26 protein-coding genes are annotated in these 26,799 nt (G+C 34.7%); 15 read left to right on the forward strand and 11 right to left on the reverse strand.

The annotated features are described in order from the left end of the window. Nucleotides 1-47: 47 nt before the first annotated feature. Nucleotides 48-689 carry a GNAT family N-acetyltransferase gene (locus ACN1CN_RS02460; RefSeq protein WP_264523673.1) on the reverse strand — a complete coding sequence of 214 codons (642 nt, stop codon included), beginning with the start codon at nucleotides 687-689 and terminating at the stop codon, nucleotides 48-50. A 468-nt stretch (nucleotides 690-1,157) separates the two neighbouring features. Beyond that, nucleotides 1,158-3,428 (reverse strand): M1 family metallopeptidase, encoded by a 2,271-nt coding sequence (locus ACN1CN_RS02465; protein WP_419134540.1) that lies wholly within the window; start codon nucleotides 3,426-3,428, stop codon nucleotides 1,158-1,160. Between the two features lie 175 nt (nucleotides 3,429-3,603). On the opposite strand from ACN1CN_RS02465, the gene ACN1CN_RS02470 reads away from it, so the two are divergent. The 3 genes from ACN1CN_RS02470 (at nucleotide 3,604) to ACN1CN_RS02480 (ending at nucleotide 5,706) form a co-directional block, all read left to right on the forward strand. Next, the gene (locus tag ACN1CN_RS02470) at nucleotides 3,604-4,455 is read left to right on the forward strand and encodes an aldose 1-epimerase family protein (protein WP_419134541.1); all 852 of its coding nucleotides are present in this window, start codon (nucleotides 3,604-3,606) and stop codon (nucleotides 4,453-4,455) included. Nucleotides 4,456-4,466: 11 nt separating this feature from the next. After that, nucleotides 4,467-5,024, forward strand: a complete 558-nt coding sequence (locus ACN1CN_RS02475; protein ID WP_419134542.1) for a GNAT family N-acetyltransferase — start codon at nucleotides 4,467-4,469, stop codon at nucleotides 5,022-5,024. Between the two features lie 127 nt (nucleotides 5,025-5,151). Further along, the gene (locus ACN1CN_RS02480) at nucleotides 5,152-5,706 is read left to right on the forward strand and encodes a DUF3575 domain-containing protein (protein WP_419134543.1); all 555 of its coding nucleotides are present in this window, start codon (nucleotides 5,152-5,154) and stop codon (nucleotides 5,704-5,706) included. A gap of 1 nt (nucleotide 5,707) precedes the next feature. On the opposite strand, the gene ACN1CN_RS02485 is transcribed toward ACN1CN_RS02480, so the two are convergent. Together ACN1CN_RS02485 and ACN1CN_RS02490 are read right to left on the reverse strand one after the other, a co-directional pair. Then, a complete protein-coding gene (locus tag ACN1CN_RS02485) occupies nucleotides 5,708-5,935 on the reverse strand; it encodes a VF530 family DNA-binding protein (RefSeq protein ID WP_070908521.1) in 228 nt (75 codons plus the stop codon). Between the two features lie 192 nt (nucleotides 5,936-6,127). After that, nucleotides 6,128-6,766, reverse strand: coding sequence for a porin family protein (locus tag ACN1CN_RS02490; RefSeq protein WP_264523667.1), 639 nt, complete (start codon nucleotides 6,764-6,766; stop codon nucleotides 6,128-6,130). A 141-nt stretch (nucleotides 6,767-6,907) separates the two neighbouring features. Between ACN1CN_RS02490 and smpB the strand changes: the two genes are divergently transcribed. Beyond that, a complete protein-coding gene (gene smpB / locus ACN1CN_RS02495) occupies nucleotides 6,908-7,363 on the forward strand; it encodes an SsrA-binding protein SmpB (protein ID WP_419134544.1) in 456 nt (151 codons plus the stop codon). Between the two features lie 291 nt (nucleotides 7,364-7,654). Further along, nucleotides 7,655-8,704: a Fic family protein gene (locus ACN1CN_RS02500; RefSeq protein WP_419134545.1), complete on the forward strand. Its 1,050-nt coding sequence runs from the start codon at nucleotides 7,655-7,657 to the stop codon at nucleotides 8,702-8,704. Between the two features lie 32 nt (nucleotides 8,705-8,736). On the opposite strand, the gene ACN1CN_RS02505 is transcribed toward ACN1CN_RS02500, so the two are convergent. After that, complete coding sequence (locus tag ACN1CN_RS02505) at nucleotides 8,737-9,378, reverse strand: protein-L-isoaspartate(D-aspartate) O-methyltransferase (protein ID WP_017497113.1); 642 nt, start codon at nucleotides 9,376-9,378, stop codon at nucleotides 8,737-8,739. Nucleotides 9,379-9,988: 610 nt separating this feature from the next. Between ACN1CN_RS02505 and ACN1CN_RS02510 the strand changes: the two genes are divergently transcribed. The 10 genes from ACN1CN_RS02510 to ACN1CN_RS02555 all read left to right on the forward strand — a co-directional run bounded on the left by ACN1CN_RS02510 (nucleotide 9,989) and on the right by ACN1CN_RS02555 (nucleotide 21,055). Beyond that, nucleotides 9,989-12,172 carry a prolyl oligopeptidase family serine peptidase gene (locus ACN1CN_RS02510; protein ID WP_419134546.1) on the forward strand — a complete coding sequence of 728 codons (2,184 nt, stop codon included), beginning with the start codon at nucleotides 9,989-9,991 and terminating at the stop codon, nucleotides 12,170-12,172. A 250-nt stretch (nucleotides 12,173-12,422) separates the two neighbouring features. Beyond that, nucleotides 12,423-13,496 carry a sensor histidine kinase gene (locus ACN1CN_RS02515; protein WP_419134547.1) on the forward strand — a complete coding sequence of 358 codons (1,074 nt, stop codon included), beginning with the start codon at nucleotides 12,423-12,425 and terminating at the stop codon, nucleotides 13,494-13,496. Nucleotides 13,497-13,498: 2 nt separating this feature from the next. After that, on the forward strand, nucleotides 13,499-14,221 hold the full coding sequence (locus ACN1CN_RS02520; RefSeq protein WP_291285408.1) for a LytR/AlgR family response regulator transcription factor: 723 nt from the start codon (nucleotides 13,499-13,501) through the stop codon (nucleotides 14,219-14,221). Nucleotides 14,222-14,315: 94 nt separating this feature from the next. Then, entirely contained in the window at nucleotides 14,316-15,281 is a 966-nt protein-coding gene (locus ACN1CN_RS02525) for a Gfo/Idh/MocA family protein (protein WP_264523661.1), read from the forward strand. Nucleotides 15,282-15,372: 91 nt separating this feature from the next. Beyond that, nucleotides 15,373-16,266: a 3-hydroxyacyl-CoA dehydrogenase family protein gene (locus ACN1CN_RS02530; protein ID WP_017497120.1), complete on the forward strand. Its 894-nt coding sequence runs from the start codon at nucleotides 15,373-15,375 to the stop codon at nucleotides 16,264-16,266. Nucleotides 16,267-16,278: 12 nt separating this feature from the next. Next, nucleotides 16,279-16,938 (forward strand): YggS family pyridoxal phosphate-dependent enzyme, encoded by a 660-nt coding sequence (locus ACN1CN_RS02535; protein WP_419134548.1) that lies wholly within the window; start codon nucleotides 16,279-16,281, stop codon nucleotides 16,936-16,938. 73 nt (nucleotides 16,939-17,011) lie between these two features. Continuing rightward, nucleotides 17,012-18,373 carry an exonuclease domain-containing protein gene (locus ACN1CN_RS02540; RefSeq protein ID WP_419134549.1) on the forward strand — a complete coding sequence of 454 codons (1,362 nt, stop codon included), beginning with the start codon at nucleotides 17,012-17,014 and terminating at the stop codon, nucleotides 18,371-18,373. A 30-nt stretch (nucleotides 18,374-18,403) separates the two neighbouring features. Continuing rightward, nucleotides 18,404-19,243, forward strand: a complete 840-nt coding sequence (locus ACN1CN_RS02545; protein WP_419134550.1) for an ion transporter — start codon at nucleotides 18,404-18,406, stop codon at nucleotides 19,241-19,243. A gap of 80 nt (nucleotides 19,244-19,323) precedes the next feature. After that, nucleotides 19,324-20,244: a tRNA (adenosine(37)-N6)-dimethylallyltransferase MiaA gene (gene miaA / locus ACN1CN_RS02550; protein WP_419134551.1), complete on the forward strand. Its 921-nt coding sequence runs from the start codon at nucleotides 19,324-19,326 to the stop codon at nucleotides 20,242-20,244. 64 nt (nucleotides 20,245-20,308) lie between these two features. Then, nucleotides 20,309-21,055, forward strand: coding sequence for an acyl-[acyl-carrier-protein] thioesterase (locus tag ACN1CN_RS02555; protein ID WP_419134552.1), 747 nt, complete (start codon nucleotides 20,309-20,311; stop codon nucleotides 21,053-21,055). A 102-nt stretch (nucleotides 21,056-21,157) separates the two neighbouring features. Here ACN1CN_RS02555 and ACN1CN_RS02560 read toward each other — a convergent pair whose 3' ends face one another. The 6 genes from ACN1CN_RS02560 to ACN1CN_RS02585 form a co-directional block, all read right to left on the reverse strand. Next, nucleotides 21,158-21,694, reverse strand: coding sequence for a tetratricopeptide repeat protein (locus ACN1CN_RS02560; RefSeq protein WP_419134553.1), 537 nt, complete (start codon nucleotides 21,692-21,694; stop codon nucleotides 21,158-21,160). Nucleotides 21,695-21,771: 77 nt separating this feature from the next. Beyond that, the gene (gene prfH, locus ACN1CN_RS02565; RefSeq protein ID WP_419134554.1) at nucleotides 21,772-22,461 is read right to left on the reverse strand and encodes a peptide chain release factor H; all 690 of its coding nucleotides are present in this window, start codon (nucleotides 22,459-22,461) and stop codon (nucleotides 21,772-21,774) included. Then, nucleotides 22,449-23,060, reverse strand: a complete 612-nt coding sequence (locus ACN1CN_RS02570) for a hypothetical protein (protein WP_419134555.1) — start codon at nucleotides 23,058-23,060, stop codon at nucleotides 22,449-22,451. Before ACN1CN_RS02570 ends, prfH begins: the two co-directional genes overlap by 13 nt. Nucleotides 23,061-23,073: 13 nt before the next feature. Further along, nucleotides 23,074-24,465, reverse strand: coding sequence for an RtcB family protein (locus tag ACN1CN_RS02575; protein WP_419134556.1), 1,392 nt, complete (start codon nucleotides 24,463-24,465; stop codon nucleotides 23,074-23,076). Nucleotides 24,466-24,468: 3 nt separating this feature from the next. Continuing rightward, complete coding sequence (locus ACN1CN_RS02580) at nucleotides 24,469-25,215, reverse strand: hypothetical protein (RefSeq protein WP_419134557.1); 747 nt, start codon at nucleotides 25,213-25,215, stop codon at nucleotides 24,469-24,471. An 864-nt stretch (nucleotides 25,216-26,079) separates the two neighbouring features. Continuing rightward, nucleotides 26,080-26,796 (reverse strand): response regulator transcription factor, encoded by a 717-nt coding sequence (locus tag ACN1CN_RS02585; protein ID WP_264523651.1) that lies wholly within the window; start codon nucleotides 26,794-26,796, stop codon nucleotides 26,080-26,082. Between the last annotated feature and the right edge of the window lie 3 nt (nucleotides 26,797-26,799).

Genomic DNA, 26,799 nt, shown 5'->3' on the forward strand with positions numbered 1-26,799 from the left:
ATACTTTCGTATGTAGCAAGTTTGAGATTTCTCTTTTAGTTTAATTTTTAAGACAAGAACCCGAAAAACAACGTTTTATTCAGGAACAAAGCTTGTTTGATTTTTTTTAACCTACTTAAAACAGCCACGTTAAAAGGGTGTCTCGGCGGTTCTTTTTGTTTGTCTTTTGGGTCGTATAACATCCCCGTACAAAGACACATTTTGTTTTCCTTGCTTTTTAGAATTTCATAATTCGTACAGGTTTTACAACCCGCCCAAAAACTTGGATCGGTAGTGAGTTCAGAAAAAGGAACTGGTTTGTAACCCAAATCAGAGTTTATTTTCATTACAGCCAAACCAGTTGTAATACCGAATATCTTGGCGTCCGGATATCTTTCCAGAGAATAATCAAAAACTTTTGACTTGATTTTTTTGGCTAAACCCAAACTTCTGTAATCCGGGTGCACAATTAGACCGGAATGGGCAACAAATTTTCCGTGTTGCCAACTTTCGATGTAACAAAAACCTGCAAATTTTCCATCTGCCAAGGCAATCATCGCATCACCGTTTGACATTTTTTTCTGAATGTATTCGGGCGTTCTTTTAGCAATCCCGGTACCTCTTAATAGGGCAGATGATTCTATTGTATCGCAAATTTCCTGTGCGAATTTGAAGTGTTCTTCCTGAGTAACAACAATAGAGATTTTCATTTCAATAGTTGAAGTTAGAGTTAAAAATTAAAACGTATTGTTTAGTTTGAAATCCTGAATTCAATCCAATAAAAATAAACAAAATAGAAGCAACATTCTCAAAATCAAAAACTTGACTAAGAAAATTTAAAAAATAAGATATACTTTTAGGATATGTTTGTCCAATGGACAAATGATGTGATTTCAAAATGAAAAATGAATATAAATAAATACGCGGTGAAAAACTCTGTGGATACTATAGAGATAGTGTCCGTACTTCGGGAGAAGTTACAGTTGAGTTTGTCCGTGACAAAGAAGTTATATGTAAACTTATTTTATTCATCGACTGCAAAAGTACACTATTTTTTTATTTATGAAACAAAAAAATAAAATTCTAACATTTTTTTAATCAAATGTTATTATCAGGCAACAAAAAACCCGACAGCTATTCCTAACTATCGGGTTTTTAAATATTTACTTTTTTATCTACTAATTTTTAGTAAACGGTATTGCGTCACCGCTACTTAAAATAATCATATCAAAACCTGTTTTTGCCTCGTTAAATTTGAATTTTAATCCGGCTTCAGCTGATTGAAAGACATCTTTTTCATTTTCTACAGCCTTTACAGTAAACTTCGGATAGTTTGTTATCAGAACATTCAATGTATTATTCTTTTCTGTAAAATCAATTTTCAAAGGTGCTTTTGCAGTTGAGTAGGTTCCTAAATAACCATCTAAAACTACATCTTTTTCTATTTTACCGTTACTGGCTGTCCAAACATTATTTGCTTCATTATTGTCCGGAAAAACATGGTCAGGGTCAAGCGTGATGCTTTCTATTTCTTCAGTAGAATTGTGCTTAAACGTCCAAACATTGTTACGTTGCCAAACTTCTACAGGCAATTTAACTCTTGTTACTTTCCCGCTTTTTGTTTTGACATCCAAAATAACCGGCATAGGCATTTTATCGAAATTTTCAACCGTGATTGCAACTCCTTTTGACGGATCATTTTTTATGTACTTAATCGAATTAATCCCCTGATTAAAGCGCCAGTTGTTTACGAACCAGCTTCTCCAGAACCAGCTTAAATCCTCACCTGCAACGTTTTCCATTGATCTGAAAAAGTCATCCGGCTGTGGGTGTTTAAAAGCCCAACGCTCAATATAGGTACGGAAAGCAAGATCAAAACGCTCTTTTCCTAAAACCTGCTCTCTTAAAATTACCAAACCAGAGCTTGGTTTAAAATAACACAGCATCCCAATATTAGCCTCTTTCATATTATCAGGAGAACTCATTATGGTTTCCAAATCTGGTTTTGTGAATGGCTCTGCCAATTTGTGCAAATTCGATGGTGCTTCTTTATATTCGCCTTTATTAAATTCCTCAGTACTTAACGAGTTAATAAAAGTATTAAAGCCTTCATCCATCCAAGCGAATAATCTTTCGTTCGAACCTACAATCATAGGAAACCAGATATGTCCAAATTCATGATCGGTTACCCCCCATAGATCTTGTCCTTTTGATTCCCAGCTACAAAAAACAATTCCCGGATATTCCATTCCGCCTTCGTTTCCTGCAACGTTTGTAGCTACCGGATAAGGATATTCAAACCATCTTTTAGAATAATTTTCAATCGATGCTTTTACGTATTCAGTAGAACGCCCGTAAGCAGCTTCTCCTCCACTTTCAACCGGATAAGCCGATAAAGCCAATGCCTTTTTACCGCTAGGCAAATTAATTTTGGCACCGTCTAAAACAAAAGCTGCCGAAGAAGCCCATGAAAAATCACGAGCATTTTTTATTTGATAATGCCAAGTTTTCTCTCCTGTTGCTTTAGAATTTGCTGTTGCAGCAACTTCTTCGGCAGAGCGAATCGTAACGGTTTTATCACTTTGACCTGCTTCTTTATAACGTTTAAGCTGTTCTGCAGGCAATACTTCTGCTCCATTTACCAATTCTCCTGACCCCACAACATAATGGTTTGCAGGTACTGTTAGTTTTACATCAAAATTCCCATACTCTAAATAAAATTCCGACGCTCCTAAATAGGGTGCAGTATTCCATCCTTTTACATCATCGTACACACACATACGCGGATACCACTGTGCAATCGTAAAAATTTTACCGTTTTTAGTTTCTAAAACCCCCATTCTGTCTGACCCTTCAAAAGGTGCAATGAACGAAAATTCAATTTTAATTTTTACAGCTCCTCCTTTTGATGCCAATGTTTCCGGAAGAAATATCTGCATTCTTGTATCTGTAGCTATATATTTAGCTTCAATTTCAGTCTTTTTCTTTCCTCCTGAAATTACTTTAACCGATTTAATTTTATTTCCTCCATCAAAAACCTGACCCTGAGCGCCGTTACGGCTTCCTGAAAGCGGCACCACTGCGTTCCCTCTTGAATCACTTTTGAATAAGTTCTGATCTAAATTCAACCATACAAATGACATTTTCTCTGGACTATTATTAGTATAGGTGATTTCATCTGTACCGGTAATCTCATTTGTAGTTCCGTTTAATTTTGCCGTAATCTGATAATCGGCTCTGTTTTGCCAATATTCAACTCCTGGCTGACCATTTGCAGCGCGTGTTGGTGTACCATTTTTGGTGTAAAAATTCGGTCCAAACGCATCGTGGTAATTGTAGTTATTCACGGGATTTACTGCTGTTGTTGCGGGCGTTTGCTGTGCCCAAACAGAAGAAATTCCAACAAACAAAGCCATGGTTAATAAGGCTTTCGAGGATTCTATTTTCATATTTTTTAGCTGTTTATATAGCAAATTAATGAAAAAAAAAGCTATTTAAATAAAAATTCTGAAACGAAAATCAAATTTTAATCAAAAAATATTTTAAGCTTTTTTCCTAAAAAACTAAAATTTATAAAATATATTTACATCAATATAAAACTAATCCTTTTCAATTTTAAGCACTTTGAATACAACCATTTCCAATTCAGCACTAAGCGTCTCAATAAAACATTTCGGAGCAGAATTATTTTCATTAAAAGACAATCAAAATAAAGAATACATATGGGAAGGTAATCCGGACTTCTGGGGCAAACATTCTCCTGTACTTTTCCCGATTGTGGGCACCCTAAAAAACAATACTTATAGGATTGATGGAAAAGAATACCAATTGCCAAGGCACGGTTTTGCCCGCGATATGGACTTTCAATTGATCGACAAAACTGAAAACAGTGCAATCTTTGCGCTAAACTCAAATACCGAAACACTCCAAAAATATCCTTTTAAATTTGAACTGCAACTTATTTACAGCGTTGAAAACACCACTTTAAATATTGAGTACAAAGTAATCAACAAAGGTCTGAATAAAATGCCTTTTTCTATAGGAGCTCACCCGGCAATTGCATTACCAGAGCATTTTGAAAATTATACGTTTCAATTTGAAAAACAGGAAGTTCTCAACTATTACCTTCTGGAAAATGATCTAATTTCCAATAAAACAAAAATCCTGGAGAGTGAAAACAATCTGATCCCATTGAAGTATAAATTGTTCGAAAACGACGCATTGATTTTTAAAACACTAGAATCAAACTCATTAACCCTTCTTCAAAACTCTAAACCCTATGTTAAGGTTGATTTTGAAGATTTTCCAAGTTTAGGTATCTGGACAAAAGTGAAAGCCCCTTTTATTTGTATCGAACCCTGGCTGGGATACTCGGATACGGCTGAAAATTCAGGAGATTTATTTAAAAAAGAAGGGATTTTAGTTTTAGAAGCCAATCAAACCTTTAATTCAAAGTTTAGTATATCAATATTATAATCTACAAAAAAATGCTGGAATTTAATTTTACTCCATTCCCTGTAATTGAAACAGAACGTTTGCTTTTACGAAGAATAACAAATGACGATGTAAATGAAGTTTTCGAATTGCGTTCGAATCCTGAAACGATGAAGTTCATCCCGCGTCCTTTAGTCAAAAATTCTGAAGATGCCTTAGAGCATATTGCGATGATTGAAAACAAAATTGTGGCAAATGAAGGAATCAATTGGGGAATTACTTTAAAAGGCAATCCAAAACTACTAGGTATCATTGGATATTACAGAATGCAGCCCGAACATCACCGTGCCGAAATTGGTTATATCTTACTACCTGAATTTCATGGAAAAGGAATTGTCCCAGAATCAGTAAACCGATTAATCACTTATGGTTTTGACGAATTAAAATTGCATTCTATCGAAGCAGTGATTGATCCTGAAAATTATGCTTCTGAAAAAGTATTACAGAAATGTGGCTTTGTAAAAGAAGGGCATTTTAAAGAATGTGAATTTTATGATGGTAAGTTTATAGATAGTGTAATCTACTCATTATTAAATAATAAGAAAGTCTAGTTCATTTTGGCAAAAAAATATTCCTGTTAAATTAATGGTCCCAGATAATAATGACTATTGGTTTACGTTATATTTGCAGTCGAAATAAGAAAAAAGAGCTTATTTCGACATCACGAAAGCCTATTTTATGAAAAAAATTTTTATTGCCCTAGTTCTTTTCTTTTCCGTTCAGTCTCAAAGTCAGACTTTTATTAAATTTAATGCTGCAACCGCTTTATTAGCAGTACCAAATGTTGGAATTGAAACCAGTATTGGAAAAAATTTAACTTTTAGTGTTGACGTTATGGCGTCATTCTGGGAGTCTTTTAACGGACATAGTCCAATGAAACTCTACACGCTAACACCTGAACTTCGTTACCATTTTAAAGAAAATTACAAAGGTTTTTACGTAGGTGGCCATGCAGGACCGGATATTTATCAAATTCAAAAATGGAATTACTGGGGTTCTAACCGTTATGAAGATGGTTTCGGATATCGCTTAGGAGTTACAGTTGGATACAATATCAAATTAAACGATAAATTTTTATTGGATATTTTTGCAGGAGGTGGCTGGCACCAAGGTTTTTACCACGGTTATTACAATGACGGAACTCCTGGCAGATACGAGAAAGCGCAAAACTGGAACAAAAGTGGCGAATGGCTTCCATACCGCGGAGGTGTTATGATTTCTTATAAATTATAGATTACTTCGCCAATTTAGGCAGTGATTTTACATATAAATCTTCCACTTTTTTACGAGCCCAATCGGTTTTTCTTAAAAAAGTCAAGCTTGATTTTACACTTGGATTTGAAATAAAACACTTTATCGGAATTAATTCTGCCAAAGTATCAAAACCATAGTATTCTACTAATGCTTCTACTATTTTTTGAAGTGTTATACCGTGTAAAGGATCTTTCGATTGATTTTGCATTTTATATTTTTAAAATAATTATACTAAAAGACCGTGCTTTTGAAGCACGGTCTTTCTTTTTTACAAAACTAGTAAATAAAATCACAACTATTCTAACCACAGGAAACACAATTAAAAAAGCGCAAAGTTCATCAAGCTATTAATTGTTTAATTCGATCAACTTTGCACCATCAAAAGTCTTCTCAATGATTTTTAAAAGAAAAATTTAAACCCGAAAGAAAGCGGTGAAGTCAAATTTGGTCTGCTGCCCGCCAAAGCTGTATTGTAAAAAGGGTCAACATTTGCAACATGCGCTAATCCAAAATTGGTTACTGTAGTTTTCTCACCATTTTTTGGATCTAATGTTGTAGACGTAAAGTTTGCCAAATCATAAGAAAACTCAACTGAGAAATTTTTACTAATAAAATAGTCAAATCCTCCTGAAACCGACAAGCCATATTGGCTAATTTTTAAATCACTTTCTTTCTCTTTTCCTGTAATAATAGGGGCTGCTAATTGTCCGAAAAAATATAGCGAACCTGCTACATTCCAATATTTTCTGGCCAATGGCTGAATAACAAGCAAATCTGTTTTTGCTACAGTTCCGGTTTTTGCATCTGCCTTTATATTAATAATACCAAATCCCGCGCCTACTGCAACAGAAGGCGTTACAAATGTCCCCACAATTGGTAATACCGATAGGTTTGTGCTTTTAACATCTCCTGTTTTGGTTTGCTGATAACCAAATTGCGATGTTGCAAACCAGGTCCCTTTTAACCCCTGATTTGTATCCTGAGCTTTTGCAGTTAAACCAATAAATGCAATACTTACTAGTGTTAAAATTTTTCTCATGTTTTAGTTTATTTTAAATTATTCAACAAACTTATACGTAAGCATTTTCTTTAGGCATGATCAAAATCATAGGTTAAAAAAAAACTTTAATTCTTTCATATTTTATTAAAGTTTTTCATTTTTGTTTTACATTTGTACGCTATGTTAAAAACAGTCAATATACTTAATAAAAGAGCCCGGTTTGATTATGAGATCATCGATACTTATACTGCCGGAATTGTTTTGTCGGGAACTGAGATTAAATCTATACGACTAGGTAAAGCAAATATTACCGAAAGCTTTTGTGAATTTAGCAATATGGAACTCTTTGCCATTAATACCTATATCGAAGAGTATTCTTTTGGGAATCAATTCAATCATAAATCCAGAAGTGAAAGAAAATTACTTTTGAACAAAAAGGAGCTTAAAACGTTGCATAAAAATGTTCAGGCCAAAGGACTTACTATTGTCCCGTTGAAATTATTTACCAACGAAAAAGGGCTTGCAAAACTCCAAATAGGTCTTTGTAAAGGAAAGAAAAACTATGACAAACGCGAATCCTTGAAAGAACAGGATACCAAACGCGATTTAGATCGAATTAAAAAAGCATACAACTAAAAAAAACATCTTTTAAAATCACTATTATAGCGCTTTCAAGTTATGGTAGTAATACATCTATTGTTAGCAGCTGGAGAAATCCTCAGATAACTGTAGCCCAAGAGTATTTTTAGAAAGTTTAATTGTTTCCTTAGTAAAAGATGAAGCTTCAAGGAGAACTGCCGTAAAAGAAATAAAAAAAAAGACGGCTTACTTCCTCCAAATTAATGTTTTAAAAAAGAAAATTTGATTTTGTTATATTTATCGAAAAATTATGACTATTTTTGTCAAGACAAATAAAAACTTTCTAAAATGAAATCACTTCTTAAAAATGCAAGAGAACAAAAAGGTCTAAAAACCCGAGAAGTTGCACAACTGCTTGGTATCGATCAGGCTCTAATAAGCAAATTTGAAAGTGGGGCAAGAAAACCAACCAAAGATCAAATTGTGAAGTTAGCAAAACTCTTAGAGATCGACTACGAAACTCTAATGATTGCTTGGCTTAAAGAAAAGATTCTATATGAAATTGGTGATGATGATTTTGCGTTAAAAGCTCTTGAAGTTGCTGAACAAGAGATTAGATACAACAAAACTGTTTCAAAATTAAAGCTATCCACTACTTTAGAAAAAATCTTAAGCGAAATTGATATCTTAAAAGAAAAGTTAGACAGCTACCGACAATTTGATAGTTATAAAATTAGTCAGGCCCTTGAACTTGAGTATACTTTTGAAAGTAATAGAATTGAGGGAAATACAATGACTCTCCGCGAGACTGACATGGTCATCAACGAAGGCTTGACTATCTCCGGAAAAAGTATGCGCGAGCATCTTGAAACTATAAATCATCAGGAAGCAATTGGCTTTATCAAAGATTTGATGCAAAAAAACAACAGTCTAAATGAACGTGATCTTTTGTCTATTCATAATTTAATCCTGCGTGGTATCATTCCTGAAGATGCGGGTCGCTATCGAAAAGTACAGGTGATGATTAAGGGAAGCAGTCACATGCCTCCACAGCCGTTTATGGTTGCCAAGGAAATGGAGGACTATTTTATTTGGTACGAAATCAATAAAAACAAATTACACCCTATTATTCTTGCAGCCGAAATGCATGAAAGATTGGTCACTGTACATCCATTTATTGACGGAAACGGCAGAACCGCCAGATTAGTAATGAATTTAATTCTAATGCAAAAAGGATATCTGATCGCCAATATAAAAGGAGATTACGAGAATAGGATGCAATATTACCAATCTTTAGAAACTGCCCAGACCAAGAAAGACAAAGAAGATTTCTTATTCTTTATCGCCAAAATCGAAAAAGAAAGCCTGGAACGTTATATTAGTATTATCGGCCAATAAAACAAAACCCACTATCACTAGTGGGTTTTTATTTAGTTTTTATCTTCTAACAAAGGAACAAATCGAAATTCTCCAAACTCATGTTTTTCGAATTGAGTTTCATTCTTTCGAATCAATAGGGTCATAATCTGAACATCTTCTCCTAACGGAATAACCAGCCTTCCTCCTATTTTAAGCTGCGCCATTAGAGGCTGCGGAATAAAAGGAGCTCCTGCTGTAACAATAATACTATCAAAGGGTGCATAACTTGGTAACCCTTTATAACCGTCTCCGAAAGACAGGTGTTTTGGGCGAATATTTAATTTTGGAAACAAGTTAGAAGTGGTTCTAAACAATTCACTTTGTCTTTCCACACTATATACTTTTGCTCCTAACATAAACAAAACCGCTGTTTGGTAACCTGATCCTGTACCAATTTCTAAAATCTTATGGTCTTTTTTAACCTCTAATAATTGGGATTGAAATGCAACTGTGTAAGGCTGAGAAATCGTTTGCCCCGCTCCTATAGGAAATGCCTTATCCTGATACGCATAATCTTCAAAACTTGAATTTAAAAAAAGGTGTCTCGGGATTTTTTTTATCGCATCCAAAACCGCTTTATCAGTAATTCCTTTTTGTTCTAAAGTGCTTACTAATTGATTACGAAGTCCTTGATGTTTGGCAGTATCTTTCAAAATGGGTAGGTTTTATTTTGGCAAAAATAAGAAAGTAAATCAATTTTAAATGCTTTCATACAGAATGTTTTCAACTCAGAAACTTCTTTCAATTTAATATAATCCGAACCATTTACCATTCAAATGCTTGTATCAACCGTTCGTCATTTTTTTAAAAATTTCCAGCTGATGTGTTGCTACTTTTGAAACATCAATCAGGAAGTAATAATTTAAAAACCAAAATTATGAACACATTAAATTTTAAAACTCCGACCGAAGCTATAAAACCATTAGCTATGGGTTTCGTAATCGGACTTATTACCAATATCATTAGTTTTTAAATTCACTTGTAAAAAATCAATCAATCAATCAATCAATCAATCAATCAATCAATCAATCAATCAATCAATCAATCAATCAATCAATCAATCAATCAATCAATCAATCAATCAATCAACTAGTAAAATTAACCAATCATTAAAACTAAAAATTATGGAAACCCAAAAAGAAGTAAATGTTTACAAAATTATTAAATCATTAATCGTAGGATTTATAATCGGAGTTGCCCTTTATAAATTTATCACTGTAATCGTACTGAATTAATCTAATCCTCAATCAAAAGATATCAATCATGAAAACCAATACACTTAAAAAAATCGCTTTTCTATCTCTGGGAGTTATTTCGACAGGAAATTTATTTGCGCAAAACAAACCCGAAAAAGCACCCTCTGTTCCCGCTAAAGATACTTATTTTGGAATTACAGTGGAAGACAAATACCGAAACCTTGAGGATTTAAAAAATGAACAAACACTAAGCTGGTTAAAGGCCCAGGCTGATTACACAAACAATATCTTAAACTCAATTCCGGGAAAACAAACTCTTATTGATGAGCTTACTTCTATAAATGACAGAGTTACTGAAGCAATCAGCGGAACTCAAATTATGGAAGATGGCACTTATTTCTACCAAAAAACAACTCCAAAAGATCAGGTTGCAAAACTGTATAAAAGAGCCGGTTTAAAAGGAAAAGAGACCTTAATCTTTGACCCACAAACGCTAAAAGGTGAAGCAAAAGACATCTTTACTATTAGTTCTTTCTCTCCCAATAAGAGCGGAAAACTAATTGCTGTAAATATCTCGAAAAACGGTGGTGAAATGAGCGAAATGTTTTTAATAAATGTAGCCGATAATAAAATTTTAGCGGATAAAATCGACAAGCTAAGATTTGGAAATGCCAACTGGTTAGACGATGACAAATCATTTTTGTACTCACAATCACCAACAGCCGATATTCATGATGCAAAAGCGCAATTGAATATTGTAACAAAATTGCACGTTATAGGAAATGATATTACAAAGGATAAAGTAATTTTTTCGAAAGCAATGTATCCTGAATTAAAAATTGCAGAGGAAGAAATCCCTATTATGGGTTATGACGTAGACAGTAAGATGCTTTTTCTGATGCCTTATTCTGTAAATCCGAACTTAAAAATGTTTATTGCCAAAGGTTCTGAATTGAATAGTGGCAAAATTAACTGGAAGTTATTGACGGACAGAAAAGATGAAATTAAAAATTTTGCTTTTAGCGATAAAGACATTTATTTTTTCACAAGTCTCAATGCTCCAAAATTTAAAGTAACAAAAACTAGTATTAGCAATCCAAATTTAGCAACTGCAACACTTGTAATCCCTGAAGACAAAGAAGCTAATTTGAACCCTATTACGATTACCAAAGATGGGATCTTTTACACCAAAACAAAAAACGGAATCGAAAGCACCTTATTCTTCACGGATTTTGAAGGAAAAAAACACAATGAAATTAAAACTCCAAAAAAATCTGCAACTATTGTTTTAAGTTCAAGAGGAAGTAAGTTTTCAGACTTATGGGTTAGAACAACAGGCTGGACAACCAAAGGAGAACGTTATAAATATGATGTAAAAAGAAACAGTTTTATCAGAGAAGAGCTCTCTACTATTACTGAATATCCAGAATTTGAAAATTTTGAAATTGAAGAATTAATGGTAAAATCGTATGATGGCGTCGAAGTTCCACTATCCATTATTTATAAAAAAGGAATTAAAAAAGATTCAAACAATCCTGTTTTATTCTATGGTTACGGTGCCTACGGAATGTCTATGTCTCCTGGTTTTAATCCTAGTTTACTTTTATGGGTAGAAAGAGGTGGAATACTTGCTGTTGCTCACGTAAGAGGTGGTGGAGAATTAGGCGAAAAATGGCATTTGGAAGGTCAAAAAAGTAAAAAACAAAATACCTGGAAAGATGTAATTGCCTGCACCGAATATATGATTAAGGAAGGATATACAAATCCGACAAAAACTGCCATCTACAGCAGAAGCGCCGGTGGAATTCTGGTAGGAAGAGCGATTACCGAAAGACCTGATTTATATGCAGTAGCCATTCCGGGAGTAGGAAGCATGAATACCGTTAGAGGCGAAAATGCACCAAACGGACCTGCAAATACACCTGAATTTGGAACGATGAAAATCGAAGATGAAGCCAAAGCTCTTATCGAAATGGACTCTTATTTGCAACTAAAAGAAGGTGTTAAATATCCTGCAACCCTAACAACAGCAGGATTCAATGACCCTAGAATCATTGTTTGGTCTCCTGCTAAATTTGCCGCTCGATTGCTTGAGGTAAATGCGTCTAAAAAACCAACTTTATTAAAAGTCGATTATGAAGCAGGTCATTTTGGTGGAGCTTCAAAAGCAAAATCGTATGAAGAAGTTGCAGATGTTTTAAGCTTTGCACTATGGCAAGTGGGTCACCCGGACTTTCAACCAAAAAATTAGTTATTTAAAATGTAACTTTGGCAATGCTGGCATTGCCAAAGTTTTTAAAACTTAAAATTATGATCAAAATAATTATAGCTTTGACAATAGAAATAAGCAATTTGTTATTTAAAATTTTATCTTAATGAAATTAACCGCAAAAATTCTAGTGACTTTAGTCGTTATATTCTGTCTGCTCTTTATAGGCGCTTTTATCGCAGGAATGTATTATGGGTATCACACACCACTGAAGACAAAATAACTTATAAAAATGTTTCAAAAAAAGAATCAAGTTTTCATTTTAGTTCAAATCATTATATGGACTATCTATTCAGGAATACTTTTTATTCCCCAAATTATCATTCCTGAATTAAATTTATTGGGATATAAAAACTGGCAGCTTCTATTAGACTACTTTTTTAGTGTTTGCCTGCTTACTTTCCTTTCGATAGTTTTAAAATATTTTTATGACCGACATATAAAGCTGGACGATTTTAAGCTTTGGGAAATTATTAAAATGCTTTTTTTAATTTTCGCATCTGCCCTTTTTTATTATGGAGCGTTAACGGCATACAATTACCTAATGATCACCTATCTTTATGAAAACCCTGAAGTTTTTGATCATCCTTCTCAATCTGCAAAAAAACAGGTTTTATTTATTTTTGTGATGGGGTTTCTTTTCTTTCTTTGGATAGTTGTGTACACCATTTACAAAACAACCTCGCAAATCAAGAACAATAAAATGGATCGAATGGAAATTGAAAACAACTTAAAAGATTCTCAACTGAATGCTTTAAAGGGGCAAATCAATCCGCATTTTATGTTTAACAGCTTAAATAATATTCGCGGATTAATTCTGGAAAATCCTGAAAAATCGAGAGAAATGATCACCCGATTGTCCGAAATGCTCCGATATTCCCTGACCAAAAACGAGATTACAACAATTGCATTGGAAGAAGAAATTGAAATGGTAGAAAACTTCATTGAAATTTCAAAAATTCAAATGGAAGAGCGTTTGAATTTTACTTCTCAAATAGACCCAAATACTTTACAGCTGCAAATCCCTCCTATGATCATCCAAATGCTGATCGAAAATGCTGTTAAACATGGGATTGCAAAATTAAAAGACGGAGGCCAAATTGTATTAGAAACCAACCTGGACAATAACAATCTTACTATTCTGGTTTCGAATACAGGAGTACTTACCATTGAAAAAGATTCTACACAATTAGGTATCAAAAACATTGAGAAAAGACTGTATTTAATCTATGGCGAAAAAGCCAATTTTAAATTGGAGGAAATAGAAAACAAAGTAGTTGCAAAAATAATTATTCCAATACTTTAGGTATGAAAAAAATAAAAGCTGTCATTGTTGAAGATTCTCGTCTGGCCAGAAATGAGCTTAAAGAATTAATTAAAAATCATCGTGAAATTGAAATTATCGGAGAAGCAGAAAATGTAGATTCGGGCTTTAAATTAATACAGGAAACCCAACCGGATTTACTTTTTTTAGACATCAATATGCCGGAAAAAGATGGTTTCGAACTGTTAGAAATGCTGGACAAAGTTCCTATTACAATTTTCACAACAGCGTTTGACGAATATGCGATTAAATCTTTTGAATACAACGCATTAGACTATTTATTAAAACCTATAAACCCAAAAAGATTTGCGCATTCCATCGAAAAAGTAAGTCAAAATCTAATTGAAAAAGAAGAAAAAAGCAATAAGAAACTGACGCTAAACAATCAGATTTTTATTCGCGATGGCGAAAAATGCTGGCTTGTAAAAATTGCCGATATCTTTCTATTTGAAGTTGAAGGCAATTACACCCGAATATTTTTTCAGGATGAAAAAGCCATACTTAATAAATCGCTAAACAACATTGAAGAAAAACTTCCCGATGATTTTTTCTTCCGGGCCAATCGAAACCAAATTATTAATATAGAATATATACTCAAAATAGACCCTTGGTTTAGTGGTAATCTACTTGTACAACTCCCGAAAGAGGTGAAAGTAGAAATATCAAGAAGACAAACCAATAACTTCAAAGAAAAGTTAAGTCTGTAAATACATTTAAAATTGTTTAAATAATTTCGACTTTGTCCCAGCTAAACTTTTACTTTCAACAAATAAATTATATTTTTGTTTAAAATACATTCTCATGTTAAAAGTAGGAGTTTTAGGTGCTGGTCATCTTGGTAAAATACATTTACGCTTATTACAACAATCTGACCAATACGAATTAGTTGGATTTTACGACGAAAATCAGGAAAATGCCGAAAGAATCTCAAAAGAGTTTGGCTACAAAAACTTCAACACAATTGCAAAATTAATCCACGCTGTGGATGTTATCGATATTGTAACCCCAACTCTTTCACACTATAAATGTGCTAAGGTAGCCATCAAATCCGGAAAACATATCTTTATAGAAAAACCAATTGCGAATACTGTTGAAGAAGCTGAAGAAATTATTGCTTTGGCCGCAGAACACAATGTAAAAGGTCAGGTAGGTCATGTTGAACGCTTTAACCCTGCGTTTATTGCTACAAAAAACATGATCGAAAATCCAATGTTTATAGAAACACATCGTTTGGCTGAATTTAATCCGCGTGGTACAGATGTTCCTGTAGTTCTCGATTTGATGATTCATGATATTGATGCCATTCTAAGCGTTGTCAATTCGAAAGTAAAAAATATCAATGCAAGCGGTGTTTCTGTAATTAGTGAAACTCCGGACATTGCCAATGCCAGAATTGAATTCGAAAATGGATGTGTAGCTAATTTAACGGCCAGCAGAATTTCGATGAAAAACATGCGCAAAACGAGATTTTTTCAAAAAGATGCCTACATTTCTGTAGATTTTCTGGAGAAAAAATGCGAAGTCGTTCGTATGAAAGACGCTCCGGAAATTCCGGGTGACTTTGATATGATTTTGCAAAATGCAGAAGGTGTAAAAAAACAAATCTATTTTACAAATCCTGATGTCGAGCAAAACAATGCAATCCTGGATGAGCTGGAATCATTTGCCAATGCTATAAACACAGATACAACACCAGTTGTAACCCTGGAACAGGCAACAGATGCCTTGAGAGTAGCCTATCAGATTATTGATTGTTTCGATAAATAAATTGAACGCTTTTAAAAAATAAATTAGCCACGAGTTCATGAATTAATTTGTGAACTCGTGGCTAAAATCATAAATATAATATCAAATTTAAATGAAGACTATAGCTGTAATTGGTGCAGGAACAATGGGTAACGGAATTGCTCATACATTTGCACAAAGTGGTTTTGTTGTAAAACTAATTGACGTTTCAGAAAAATCATTAGACAAAGGAATGGCAACTATTGCTGCCAATCTGGACCGAATGCTTTCTAAAGGAACTATTACTCAGGAAGAAGTTACCAAAACAATCACCAATATTATCACATATACGGATATTAAAGATGGTGTTGTTGGGGTAGATTTAGTAGTTGAAGCTGCTACTGAAAATGTAGAGCTAAAACTTAACATTTTCAAGCAATTAAACGAGGCTTGCTCTCACAATACGATTCTGGCAACCAATACTTCTTCCATTTCTATTACCCAAATTGGAGCTGTTGTAGCACATCCTGAAAGAGTTATCGGGATGCACTTTATGAATCCGGTGCCGATCATGAAATTGGTCGAAATCATTCGTGGATACAATACCAGCGATGAAGTAACCAAAACTATCATGGATTTATCTGTAAAACTAGGTAAAGTTCCTGTTGAAGTAAACGACTACCCTGGTTTTGTGGCAAACCGAATTTTAATGCCTATGCTGAACGAAGCGATCGAAACCTTGTACAACAAAGTTGCGGGAGTTTACGAAATTGATACTGTAATGAAGTTAGGAATGGGACACCCTATGGGACCTCTTCAATTGGCTGATTTTATTGGTCTTGATGTTTGTCTTGCCATTTTAAATGTAATGTACGACGGCTTCAAAAACCCAAAATATGCACCTTGCCCTTTATTAGTCAATATGGTGAGAGCCGGAAAATTAGGTGTGAAATCTGGTGAAGGTTTTTACGACTATAGCGAAAGTAAAAAAGCAGAGAAAATCTCTAAGCAATTTATTCTTTCCTAAAAAAAAAACACCATGTCGATAGCATCGAATTTAAATACAATCAAAGCGAGTTTGCCAGAAAATGTAACGTTAGTTGCCGTTTCTAAGACCAAACCTGTCTCTGATTTAATGCAGGCTTATGATGCCGGTCAGCGTATTTTTGGAGAAAATAAAATCCAGGAAATGGTTGACAAATACGAGCAAATGCCCAAAGACATTCAATGGCACATGATTGGTCATGTACAGTCGAATAAAGTCAAATTTATGGCGCCTTTTGTAAGCCTGATTCATGGTGTTGATAGTTTGAAACTCTTGCAGGAAATCAATAAACAAGCCGTAAAAAACAATCGGGTTATTGATTGCCTGCTTCAAATACATATCGCCGAAGAAGAAACCAAGTTTGGACTGGATGAAAACGAATTAAATGAATTATTATCTTCATCAGAGTTCAAAGAAATGAAAAACATACGTATCTTGGGCTTAATGGGGATGGCAACTTTTACAGAAGATCAGAACCAGATTAAGAAGGAGTTTACACATTTAAAATCTATTTTTGATTCGATAGAAAAGCTAAAAATTGAAAACGGTAATCTGAATACTATTTCCATGGGAATGTCTGGCGATTATCAGCTTGCCATAACATGCGGAAGCAACATGGTTCGCATTGGAAGCAGTATCTTCGGAGGAAGATAATTTGATTTTAGATTGCTGATTAACGATTGTAGATTATAAACTGATTACTAAAAACTGAGACTGAACACTAAATTTGTACGCAATACTAGACATAGAAACCACTGGAGGCCAGTTTAATGAGGAAGGAATTACCGAAATCGCCATTTATAAATTTGATGGTCATGAAGTAATTGACCAATTCATTAGTCTAGTGAATCCTGAAATTCCGATTCAGCCCTTTGTGGTGAAGTTAACCGGAATCAATAATGCTATGTTGCGCTCTGCTCCTAAGTTTTTTGAAGTTGCGAAACGAATTATCGAAATCACCACTGATTGCATTATTGTAGCGCATAACGCCTCTTTTGATTACCGAATTTTACGCACGGAATTCAGACGTTTAGGTTACAATTTCGAAGCTAAAACGCTGTGTACAGTTGAACTTGCCAAGAAATTAATTCCGGATCAGCCTTCCTATAGTTTAGGAAAACTGGTAAGAGCACTTGGGATTCCAATGGCAGACAGACATCGCGCCAGCGGTGATGCAATGGCGACAACCAAGCTCTTCAAAATGCTTTTAGAAAAAGACCTGGAAAAAACCATTGTAAAAGACTTTATAAAACTGGAGGTAGAAAAAGGAATTGCTCCAAAATTCCTCGAAATATTAGCTCAAATGCCTGCAAAAACGGGTGTTTATTATATTTACAATGAAGGCGGAACTCTTATTTACATTGGAAAAAGCCAAAATATAAAGAAAAGAGTCAATCAGCACTTTACAGGAATTACTACCAAAAGTAAAAAAATACAAGCCGAAGTTTTCACCATAACTTATGATGAAACCGGAAGCGAATTAATTGCTCTTTTAAAAGAAAGCGAAGAAATAAAAATAAACCGCCCGAGATACAATCGTTCACAACGAAAAACCATCTTTCAATATGCTTTGTATGCAGAGAAAGATGCCAATGGCTACCTGAATTTAAAGCTCGAAAAAGCCGATGGCCGTAAAAAAGAGATTACCTCCTTTGCTACTTTGCAGGAAGGCAAAAATGCTCTTTTCAGATTTACCGCAAAATATCATTTGTGCCAAAAACTAACAGGACTGTATCAAACCAAAAAAGAATGTTTTCAATACAAAATCAAAGAATGTGACGGTGCCTGTATTGAAGAAGTATCACCTGAGATTTACAATGCCCGCGTACAGCAGTTTATTTCTGAAAACAGTTTCGAAAATAAAAGCATGATTTTGCTGGACAGAGGCCGAAATGTCAATGAAAGAAGTGCTATTTTAATCGAAAATGGTCTTTACAAAGGGTATGCCTTTTACGATTTGAACTACCAGATTACCAATATCGAAATTCTGAAAAACATTCTGATTCCAATGCAGCACAATCGCGATGTCAAGAATATAATTCAAAACTACATCCGAAAAAGCAAATCGCTGAAGATCCTACATTTTTAACACTGCTAAACTTTCATTATCTTCGTGGAGATGAAAAAAACAAAATCCAAATACGAAATCTTCCGGGAAAGAATCAAAATCATCCTTTATGGAACGGATACGTTTTTGGGAAGAATGTTTGATCTCGTACTCCTTGGACTGATTCTCCTAAGTGTTGTTTTGATTATGATGGAAACCGTTCAGGGAATCAATCAAAAATACCACTCTCAGCTTATTGCTTGCGAATGGATTATCACCGTATTTTTTACCATTGAATATATACTGCGAATAATTTCGATTCAAAAACCAGTCAGATATATTTTTAGTTTTTACGGAATTATTGATCTGATGGCCGTATTACCGATGTATTTATCCATTTTTTTTCCGGGAGCAAGTGTGCTGTCGATCATAAGAGCCCTGCGTTTTTTCAGATTATTCAAAATCCTGCATATTCCGCAAATCTCCCATCAGTCTGTTCAGCTACGGGAAGCCATTGAAGCCAGTAAGGAAAAAATTCTCGTTTTTATTTATTTTGTACTGATTAGCACCATAATAATTGGTTCGGTCATGTATTTGGTCGAAGGTAAAGAATCCGGCTTTACAAGTATCCCGATGAGCATTTACTGGACAATTGTTACCTTGACCACAGTGGGTTATGGCGATATTTCTCCTCAGACTCCTCTCGGACAATTTATTGCAGCTTTTGTTATGATTTTGGGTTACGGAATTATAGCGGTTCCAACCGGAATTGTAACCGCCGAATTTGCAAAAAGCAGCCTGAAAAACAGTGTCGTAAGCAGTAAAAAAACGTGTACAAAGTGCCGCTCTCAGGTGCATTTTGATCATGCTCAATATTGTTTTGAATGCGGAACAAAATTACCTAACAATTAAATTAATTAAGAAAGGGCTTTACCATCCTTACTTTAATCCATACAAGTCTAAGGTTTTTGCAACCGTAAAGACTCTCAAATATGAAATATCTAATTACCATCGTCGGACCAACAGCAATAGGCAAAACAGCTTTGAGCATTGCTTTGGCACAACATTTTAATTGTGAGATAATCTCTTGCGACAGTCGTCAGTTTTTTAAAGAAATGACAATTGGTACAGCAGTACCAACTCCCGAAGAACTACAATCTGCCACACATCATTTTATACAGAACAAATCTATTTTTGAAAATTACACCGTTGGGGATTACGAAAAAGAAGCACTTTTAAAATTAGAAGAATTATTTGCAAAAAATGACTTCGTTATTTTAATTGGCGGTTCGGGACTATATGTTGATGCCATTCTAAAAGGATTCGATGAATTTCCGGAAATTGATCCTGAAGTTCGTTCTGAAATAAACGCTAACTACGAAAAACTTGGTATTACTTATTTGCAGGATCAGTTAAAAAATCTTGATCCCGATTATTACCAAAGGCTGACCATAGAAAACCCGCAAACGCTTCAAAATCCGCAAAGAATGATGCGTTTTACCGAAGTGTGTATCGGAACTCAAAAGCCCTACTCTTCTTTTTTAAATCAGAAGAAAAACAACCGAAATTTTACTCCTGTTCTAATTGGTTTAGAAGCTGACAGACCAGTAATTTATAACCGCATCAATCAACGTGTGGATCTGATGCTGAAGGAGGGATTATTGGAAGAAGCCAAAGCGCTATATCCCAACAAAGCGTTAAATGCGTTACAAACGGTCGGTTATAGAGAATTATTTAGTTATTTTGACGGAGAATTTTCGCTGCCTTTTGCCATCGAAGAAATCAAAAAAAATACCAGACGTTTCTCTAAAAGACAACTGACCTGGTTCAAACGAAATGAAGACACAAAATGGTTTGATTATGCGACAGATAGAAACGAAATCATAAGTTACATAGAAAATCTTCTAAAGTAAAATCGGTTTCTTTCCTCTGATAGAAAAATCTAAAATCAACAAATCTAAAATTTAAAATTCAGCAATGCCAATATCTCCAAATTTTACTTCTGTCTTAAGCAAAGACTGGGAAATCAATTTTACACAATGTACACCAAATGGTTTTCTAAAGTATACAGACTTATGTAATATTCTGCAATTGACAGCTGCTGCGCATTCTGAAGCCGGAGGCATTAGCTTTTTTGATATGCAGGAATTTCATCAGGCCTGGGTATTAAGCCGCATGCGCGTTGAAATTACTGCTTTACCAAAATGGCAGGATGTTGTAACGGTAAAAACCTGGATCAACAGTTTAGAAAATTCTCGTTCTGTTCGTGCTTTAGAGATGCATGTAAACGGAAAAAAAATAGTAGGCTGCGAAACGTATTGGGCTGTTTTTAACACACAGTTACGACGTCCCGAAGCTTTGGCTTTACCATACCAACATTTTGAATTGTACCCCGAAAAACGTGCCACTACTGAAGGTTTTTCAAAAATAAACATCAACCACGAAAAAGAAGCGGTTTTTGAAAAAACAGTTTACCTCTCGGATCTGGACATTGTAAATCACGTTAATAATGTCAAATATTTAGAATGGTGCCTTGATCATGTAGAGGAGGAAAGAATTCTTAAACAAGGGGTTAAAAGCTTTGAAATGAATTTTATGAAGGAACTGTCGCTAAAAGATAAAGTCATCATCCATGAGAGCGAAGACGACAATCACACTAAGGCTACTTTCAGCATTACAAAACAGGAGAAAAATTGTTTTGCTTTGGAGTTACACTGGAAATAAGATACTCCAAAAAAAAATTAAAAGTTTAAAATTCGTGGTAATTCTGTGAATTCCTGATAAAAGAAACGAGGCATAACCGCCTCGTTTTTCTTTATAGGAAGATTACTTTACTTTCTTCTTCGAATCTTTTTTCGCTTTTTCAGCTTTCTTTTTCTTTTGCGTCAACTCAATCTTGCCTTTAATTCTTTTCTCCACTTCAATAATATCGGATTCAAAAACAAATTGTAACGTACAAAGTTTAGCCTTTTTAATTTCTTTTAGTGCCAATTGAAACTCTTGCTGCGCTTCATAAAGAATTCCTTTCTTCACAAAAATTTCAGATTTGTTTATTCCTTTTATAGTTAAAGCAAAATCGATTAACTTTTGTGCTTCTTCAAAATCTTCATTTAAAATTAAAGTCTGAATATAGTGCGGATATACTTCGAGTGCGTGAATGTTAATCGTCAGGGCTTCCTGAAAATAGATTTTTGCCTCTTCGTAATTCCATAATTGTTCTGACTGAATTCTTCCGTACAAGCACAAAACCATTGTGTTTTTAGCATCATAAGAAAAGGCATAATCCAAAGATTCAATGGTTTCTTCTAATGAATAGGGATAACTGTCCAACGCCTGAAAAAGGTATTTATCTATTGCTTTCATGTTATGTGTCGATATTTATTGTTTTTTGTTGGTCACCTATAATTCGCATATAATCATTGTTTTTTGCGACCAACTTTTTAATTATGCTCATTTCGTAAATCGGTTTTAAGTTTCTGACGTGTTCCTTTGTAACTTTTCTCTGCCTTGTTCTTTTTAAAGTCAGTTCCTGCAAAAACTCTAATCGGATTACCCCGCTGAATGTTGAGCTGATTTTCCCATTGTTTTCCAACATGGTTCTTAAGTTGCTGTAAGGTTTCGTCTTCTAGTTTTTTTAATAATCGTTCTGTTGCCATTTTTTTGTTTTGGTGCTGCGAACGACTGTCCATAGCAACAACCGCAATTCCCGTTGGCAAATGTGTCGCCCGGATTGCCGAACTCACTTTGTTTACGTGTTGCCCTCCTGCTCCGGAGCTGCGCATGGCCTGATACTGAATATCGTTTTCAGAAATTGATGCGTTTTTTTGTGGTTCAATCTCAAAAACACCAATAAACCAATTTTTTCGCTTGTGCATTTTCCTAAACTGGCTTTGACCAATCCATTGAATCGTTCCTATCCAGGAATCAGCAAATCGGGCAGCATCTTTCCCTTTTACAGCGATGGTAGCAGTTTCTACTGTTCCGTTTTCCTCCCCAACTTCTCGCTGCAGCAAAGTTGCTTCTAATTGTTGTTCCTCTGCTTCGTCCAAAACTTTTTTAAGCACCTGAGCCACTACCCAGGTGCATTCTGCCGGTCCGCGACCCGCTGTTATCTGAATTATTTTTTCCATTTCTCTAATATTTTAAGAAGCTTTTCTCTGTTCTTCGCTTCTTTTACAAATTTTGGTAAACGGGCCACCAAACTCGATCCGAAATTCATTCCTGGATTTCGTTCCCTCAGCCCTGCTCCGATATACCGTTCTAAATACTCTATATGCTGCTTATTATAGGCCCAGAAAATATGTTTGTCCACTTCTATTTGAAACCAAAGCGGCAAATTATACCATTGTTCTTTCACTAAACCGTCGTTACGATTTGAATTTTGCAAAACCTCTTCAACTTTGGGTTTCCATTCTTCCTGAAAATTACAATGTGGACATTTCGCTTTATACTTTTCCGGCTTTTCTTTTAACAACTGTGATTTAAATTCATATTTCTCATAACACTGATTGCAATAGGCCTTACCATAAGCAATGTATTGGTAAACGGGCTTATCAAGCTTATAAAAGCAATGTTTACACTCCAAAATTTTAGTATAACAATGCCCGCATTTGCATTCTTCCGAAAGTTTATTTTTAACTTTAGCTTTAGCATCACATTTCGGACACTGCACTAAAACCTCATGTAAAAAACTTTCTAAAAACTTATTCTCATCCTGAAATCTTTTCATATTCTTTGTCTTTTTATCGGTCCATTCTAACGATCTTTGGCGTGAAAGTTCCAAGCACTTCCACCAGATCACTTTGATTTGCCATCACTTTTGTAATGTCTTTATACGCCATAGGCGCTTCGTCAATATTTCCTCCAATTAAGGTCACATCATTAGCTTTTAACACCTTTTTAATTTCACTTTGAGTGAAGGTACTTTTACACTTTGCCCTTGAAAACAAACGCCCTGCGCCATGCGAAGCAGAGTTTAAACTTTCCGCATTTCCCTTGCCTTTTACAATGTAGCCAGGCGCCGTCATCGAACCGGGAATAATTCCCAATTGGCCTTCTGCGGCAGGCGTTGCACCTTTTCTATGTACAATACATTCCTGACCGTTTACCATTTCTTTCCAGGCAAAATTGTGGTGATTTTCGATTGTTACCACTACTCTTTTTCCAATTGCTTTGGCAATTCGTCGATGAATATCATCGTGACAGGCTTTTGCATATTCTCCGGCTAAATTCATAGCCAGCCAGTATTCCTGACCGTCATGCGTATTTAAATCCAGCCAGGCCAAATGCTGAACATTTTTTGGTAACGGGCATTGTTTTGTTGCCAGATAGGTATAATGTTTGGCAATGTTTGCGCCTAATCCCCTGGAACCGCTGTGCGAAAGAACGGCGAAATATTCTCCTTTTTCGAGCTTCCATTCGTTCTCCGGATTTTCAATTTTAGCAATTCCGAATTCTACAAAATGGTTTCCCCCGCCAGAACTTCCCAATTGTTTGTAGGCCTTCGGCAAAAGATTCTTTAACAATGGAATATCCTGAAATTCGCTTTTATAAAAAACATCATGATCCACTCTTGAAGCATGTGTTTCATACATTCCAAACTTGGTATTGTCTTTCAAAATTGCTTCCAACTGATGTTCCTTGCCTTTAAAATGTGAAGCCGGTAAATCAAAAATAGAAAGGCTCATCCTGCATCCGATATCCACTCCAACTCCGTACGGAATTACAGCATTATCTGTTGCTAAAACCCCTCCAATGGGCAGTCCGTAACCCGAATGTGCATCGGGCATCAAAGCTCCGGCTACAGAAATAGGCAGTTTTAACGAATCATACAATTGAAATTTTGCCTGTTGATCAATCTCATTTTCTCCAAAAATTTTAAAAGGAACTCTTGTTGTCTTCAACTGATGCATTCTTACCTGAACCGGTTTGATCAAACCTTCAGCTACTTTACCCCAGGTTCCGTTGCCTTCATATTTTTCCGGATGTAACAATACATCTTTGGCTTCTGTCAGGATAGATTCCTTTTTCTCCCTCTTTCTATATCTGTTGATCTGCCCTAAGGCGATATTTATTGAATTGTTTTTTGGAAACCCTAATTTAATCAGGTCTTTTCCAGATAATTTATTTCCCATGATCTATATCATTTCGTCCAGATATTGCTGATACAATACTTCCAGACTTTTATTTTTAATTGGGTTTTTCTCTTTTGGATTTTCACTTTCATAGTAACTCCAACGATGCGAAAAACCATCTACTAATTTGTTTATCTTATGTCTCAAATTAAGATTAGTAATGCGATTGTCAAGTAGCTGAATTTCGCTCTCCAAATCCGAATCAACCAGCTTCGTATGTGTTATCATATACGGACTAACACGAAGTACATAGCGCCACGGCTCATTAAAAACGTAATGAATTTTATATCGCTTAAAATTGCTGCACCAGCGTTCGCGTTTATAAAAATGTGCTTTTTCTTTCTCGGTTAATTCTAATTTCGGACTTCTCCACTCCCACTCTGAAAATTCTTTTACAGTTTGTAACTTTTCGGTATAAACATTTCTTCTTTTTCTCTTTTTCTTCCTTTTAAAAGATTTTTCAGAAGAGAACTGCCAGGTATTTATTTTTTCCAATAAGCTTTTGTAAAATGAAGATTCACTCGATCTTGCCACATCTTCTCTCAGTATAAAGTTACGCTGCCATCCCTTTTGATAAGGGATCTCTAGTGGAACAAGAGGTAAATCTCTACGTTTTTCCCAAAGCTTTTTTTCAAGTTTTCTTAACTGAATCAGGTGTTTTTCAAAATCTTCCTTTACTAATCTTTTTTTCTTTCTTTTACTTTTAAGACGAGCGCACAAAGCATACTCCTCTACCGTATAATTTTGCATTAAAAATTATAGTACATTAAATTAACAGCCAAACAGGCTTAACATTTTATCCATGAAGGATAAGTAAAATCGATTTTCGGGAAAATTTGAAGTGTCTAGAATAAAAAAAAGCCCGAAACAAAATGTCTTCGGGCTTTATATATCTAAAAGTATATTTCTAGGATCGAAATAAGCCACGAAGAAGTGCTGCATCAAATTCATTTGATGTAAAGCTCTGTGATGTCAATGTAAATACAAACATTTTTTCTTCGTTTTTAAAGGGTTATTATTTTTTTCGTCTGCAAATATTCAGAATACTTTTTTTATTTTCCAAATTTATTTTAAGAAAAATCGTTACAAAAATTTCAATAATGTTATTTCAAGACCTAAAAAAGAGGCTACAACATTCAAAATCAAAAAGATAAAAATTATACTTTAATAACGTTTTTTTTATTTTTTTTTACTTAACCGCAAAGAACGCAAAGAAAAAAGCGCAACGTTCGCAAAGATTTAAAACGAACTCGTTGCGAACTTTGCGAAAATCTTTGCGTGCCTGGCGGTTAAAATTTTGCATAAAGAAATAATACGCGGATCATACAGATTCGCCATGCGAAAACGCTGATTGAAACGGATTTTTAATGGGATAAAAAAAGTTATTACGATGAATTACTCTACATCACATAAAACTTAAAAATCTGCGTTAATCCGCGTTTTCGTCTGGCGAATCCGTATCATCAGCGTTAAATTTTTTAATCTTAATTTGATTCATAATTCGCATCCGCGCGCTATCAAACCTTTCTGTAGCGCTGCAAGACAAATTACTCCATAAAAAAAGCCCTGATTTCTCAGGGCTCTAATATTTTTTTTGTTTGGTTATATTTTTTGTTATTCTGCAACTTTACTTTTAACAACTAATCTGAAACCTTCACCGTGAATGTTTAGGATTTCAACATCTTCATCAGCTTTTAGGTATTTTCTAAGTTTGGCGATATAAACATCCATACTTCTTGATGTAAAATAGTTATCGTCTCTCCAGATTTTAGTTAAAGCTAATTCTCTTGGCATTAAGTCATTTTCATGAAGAATCAACATTTTAAGCAATTCATTCTCTTTTGGAGACAATTTAATTGGCTCTTCATCCTGGAAAGTCAAGAATCTTAGTTTTGAATTTAAATGGAATTTACCAATGTTAAATTCAAACTGTACTTGTTCTGCTTTTGTATCAGCAGATTTTCTCTGAATGATCGCTTTAATTTTCATCAATAAAACTTCTGAATCAAAAGGTTTATTCAAATAATCATCAGCACCCGCTTTGTACCCTTTCAATACATCCTCTTTCATTGACTTAGCCGTTAAGAAGATAATTGGCACTTCGCTGTTCTTCTCTCTAATTTCTTTGGCTAAAGTATAACCATCTTTATAAGGCATCATTACATCAAGAATACACAAATCGTATACATCTTTCTTGAATTTTTCGAAACCTTCCATACCGTTTTTAGCTAAAGTAACTTCAAAGTCATTTAACATTAGATAATCTTTAAGAACTGCCCCAAAATTAAGGTCATCTTCTACTAAAAGTATTCTTTTGTTATTATTTTCCATATT

The organism is Flavobacterium sp. T12S277 (assembly GCF_048514875.1).
Taxonomy (GTDB): Bacteria; Bacteroidota; Bacteroidia; order Flavobacteriales; family Flavobacteriaceae; genus Flavobacterium.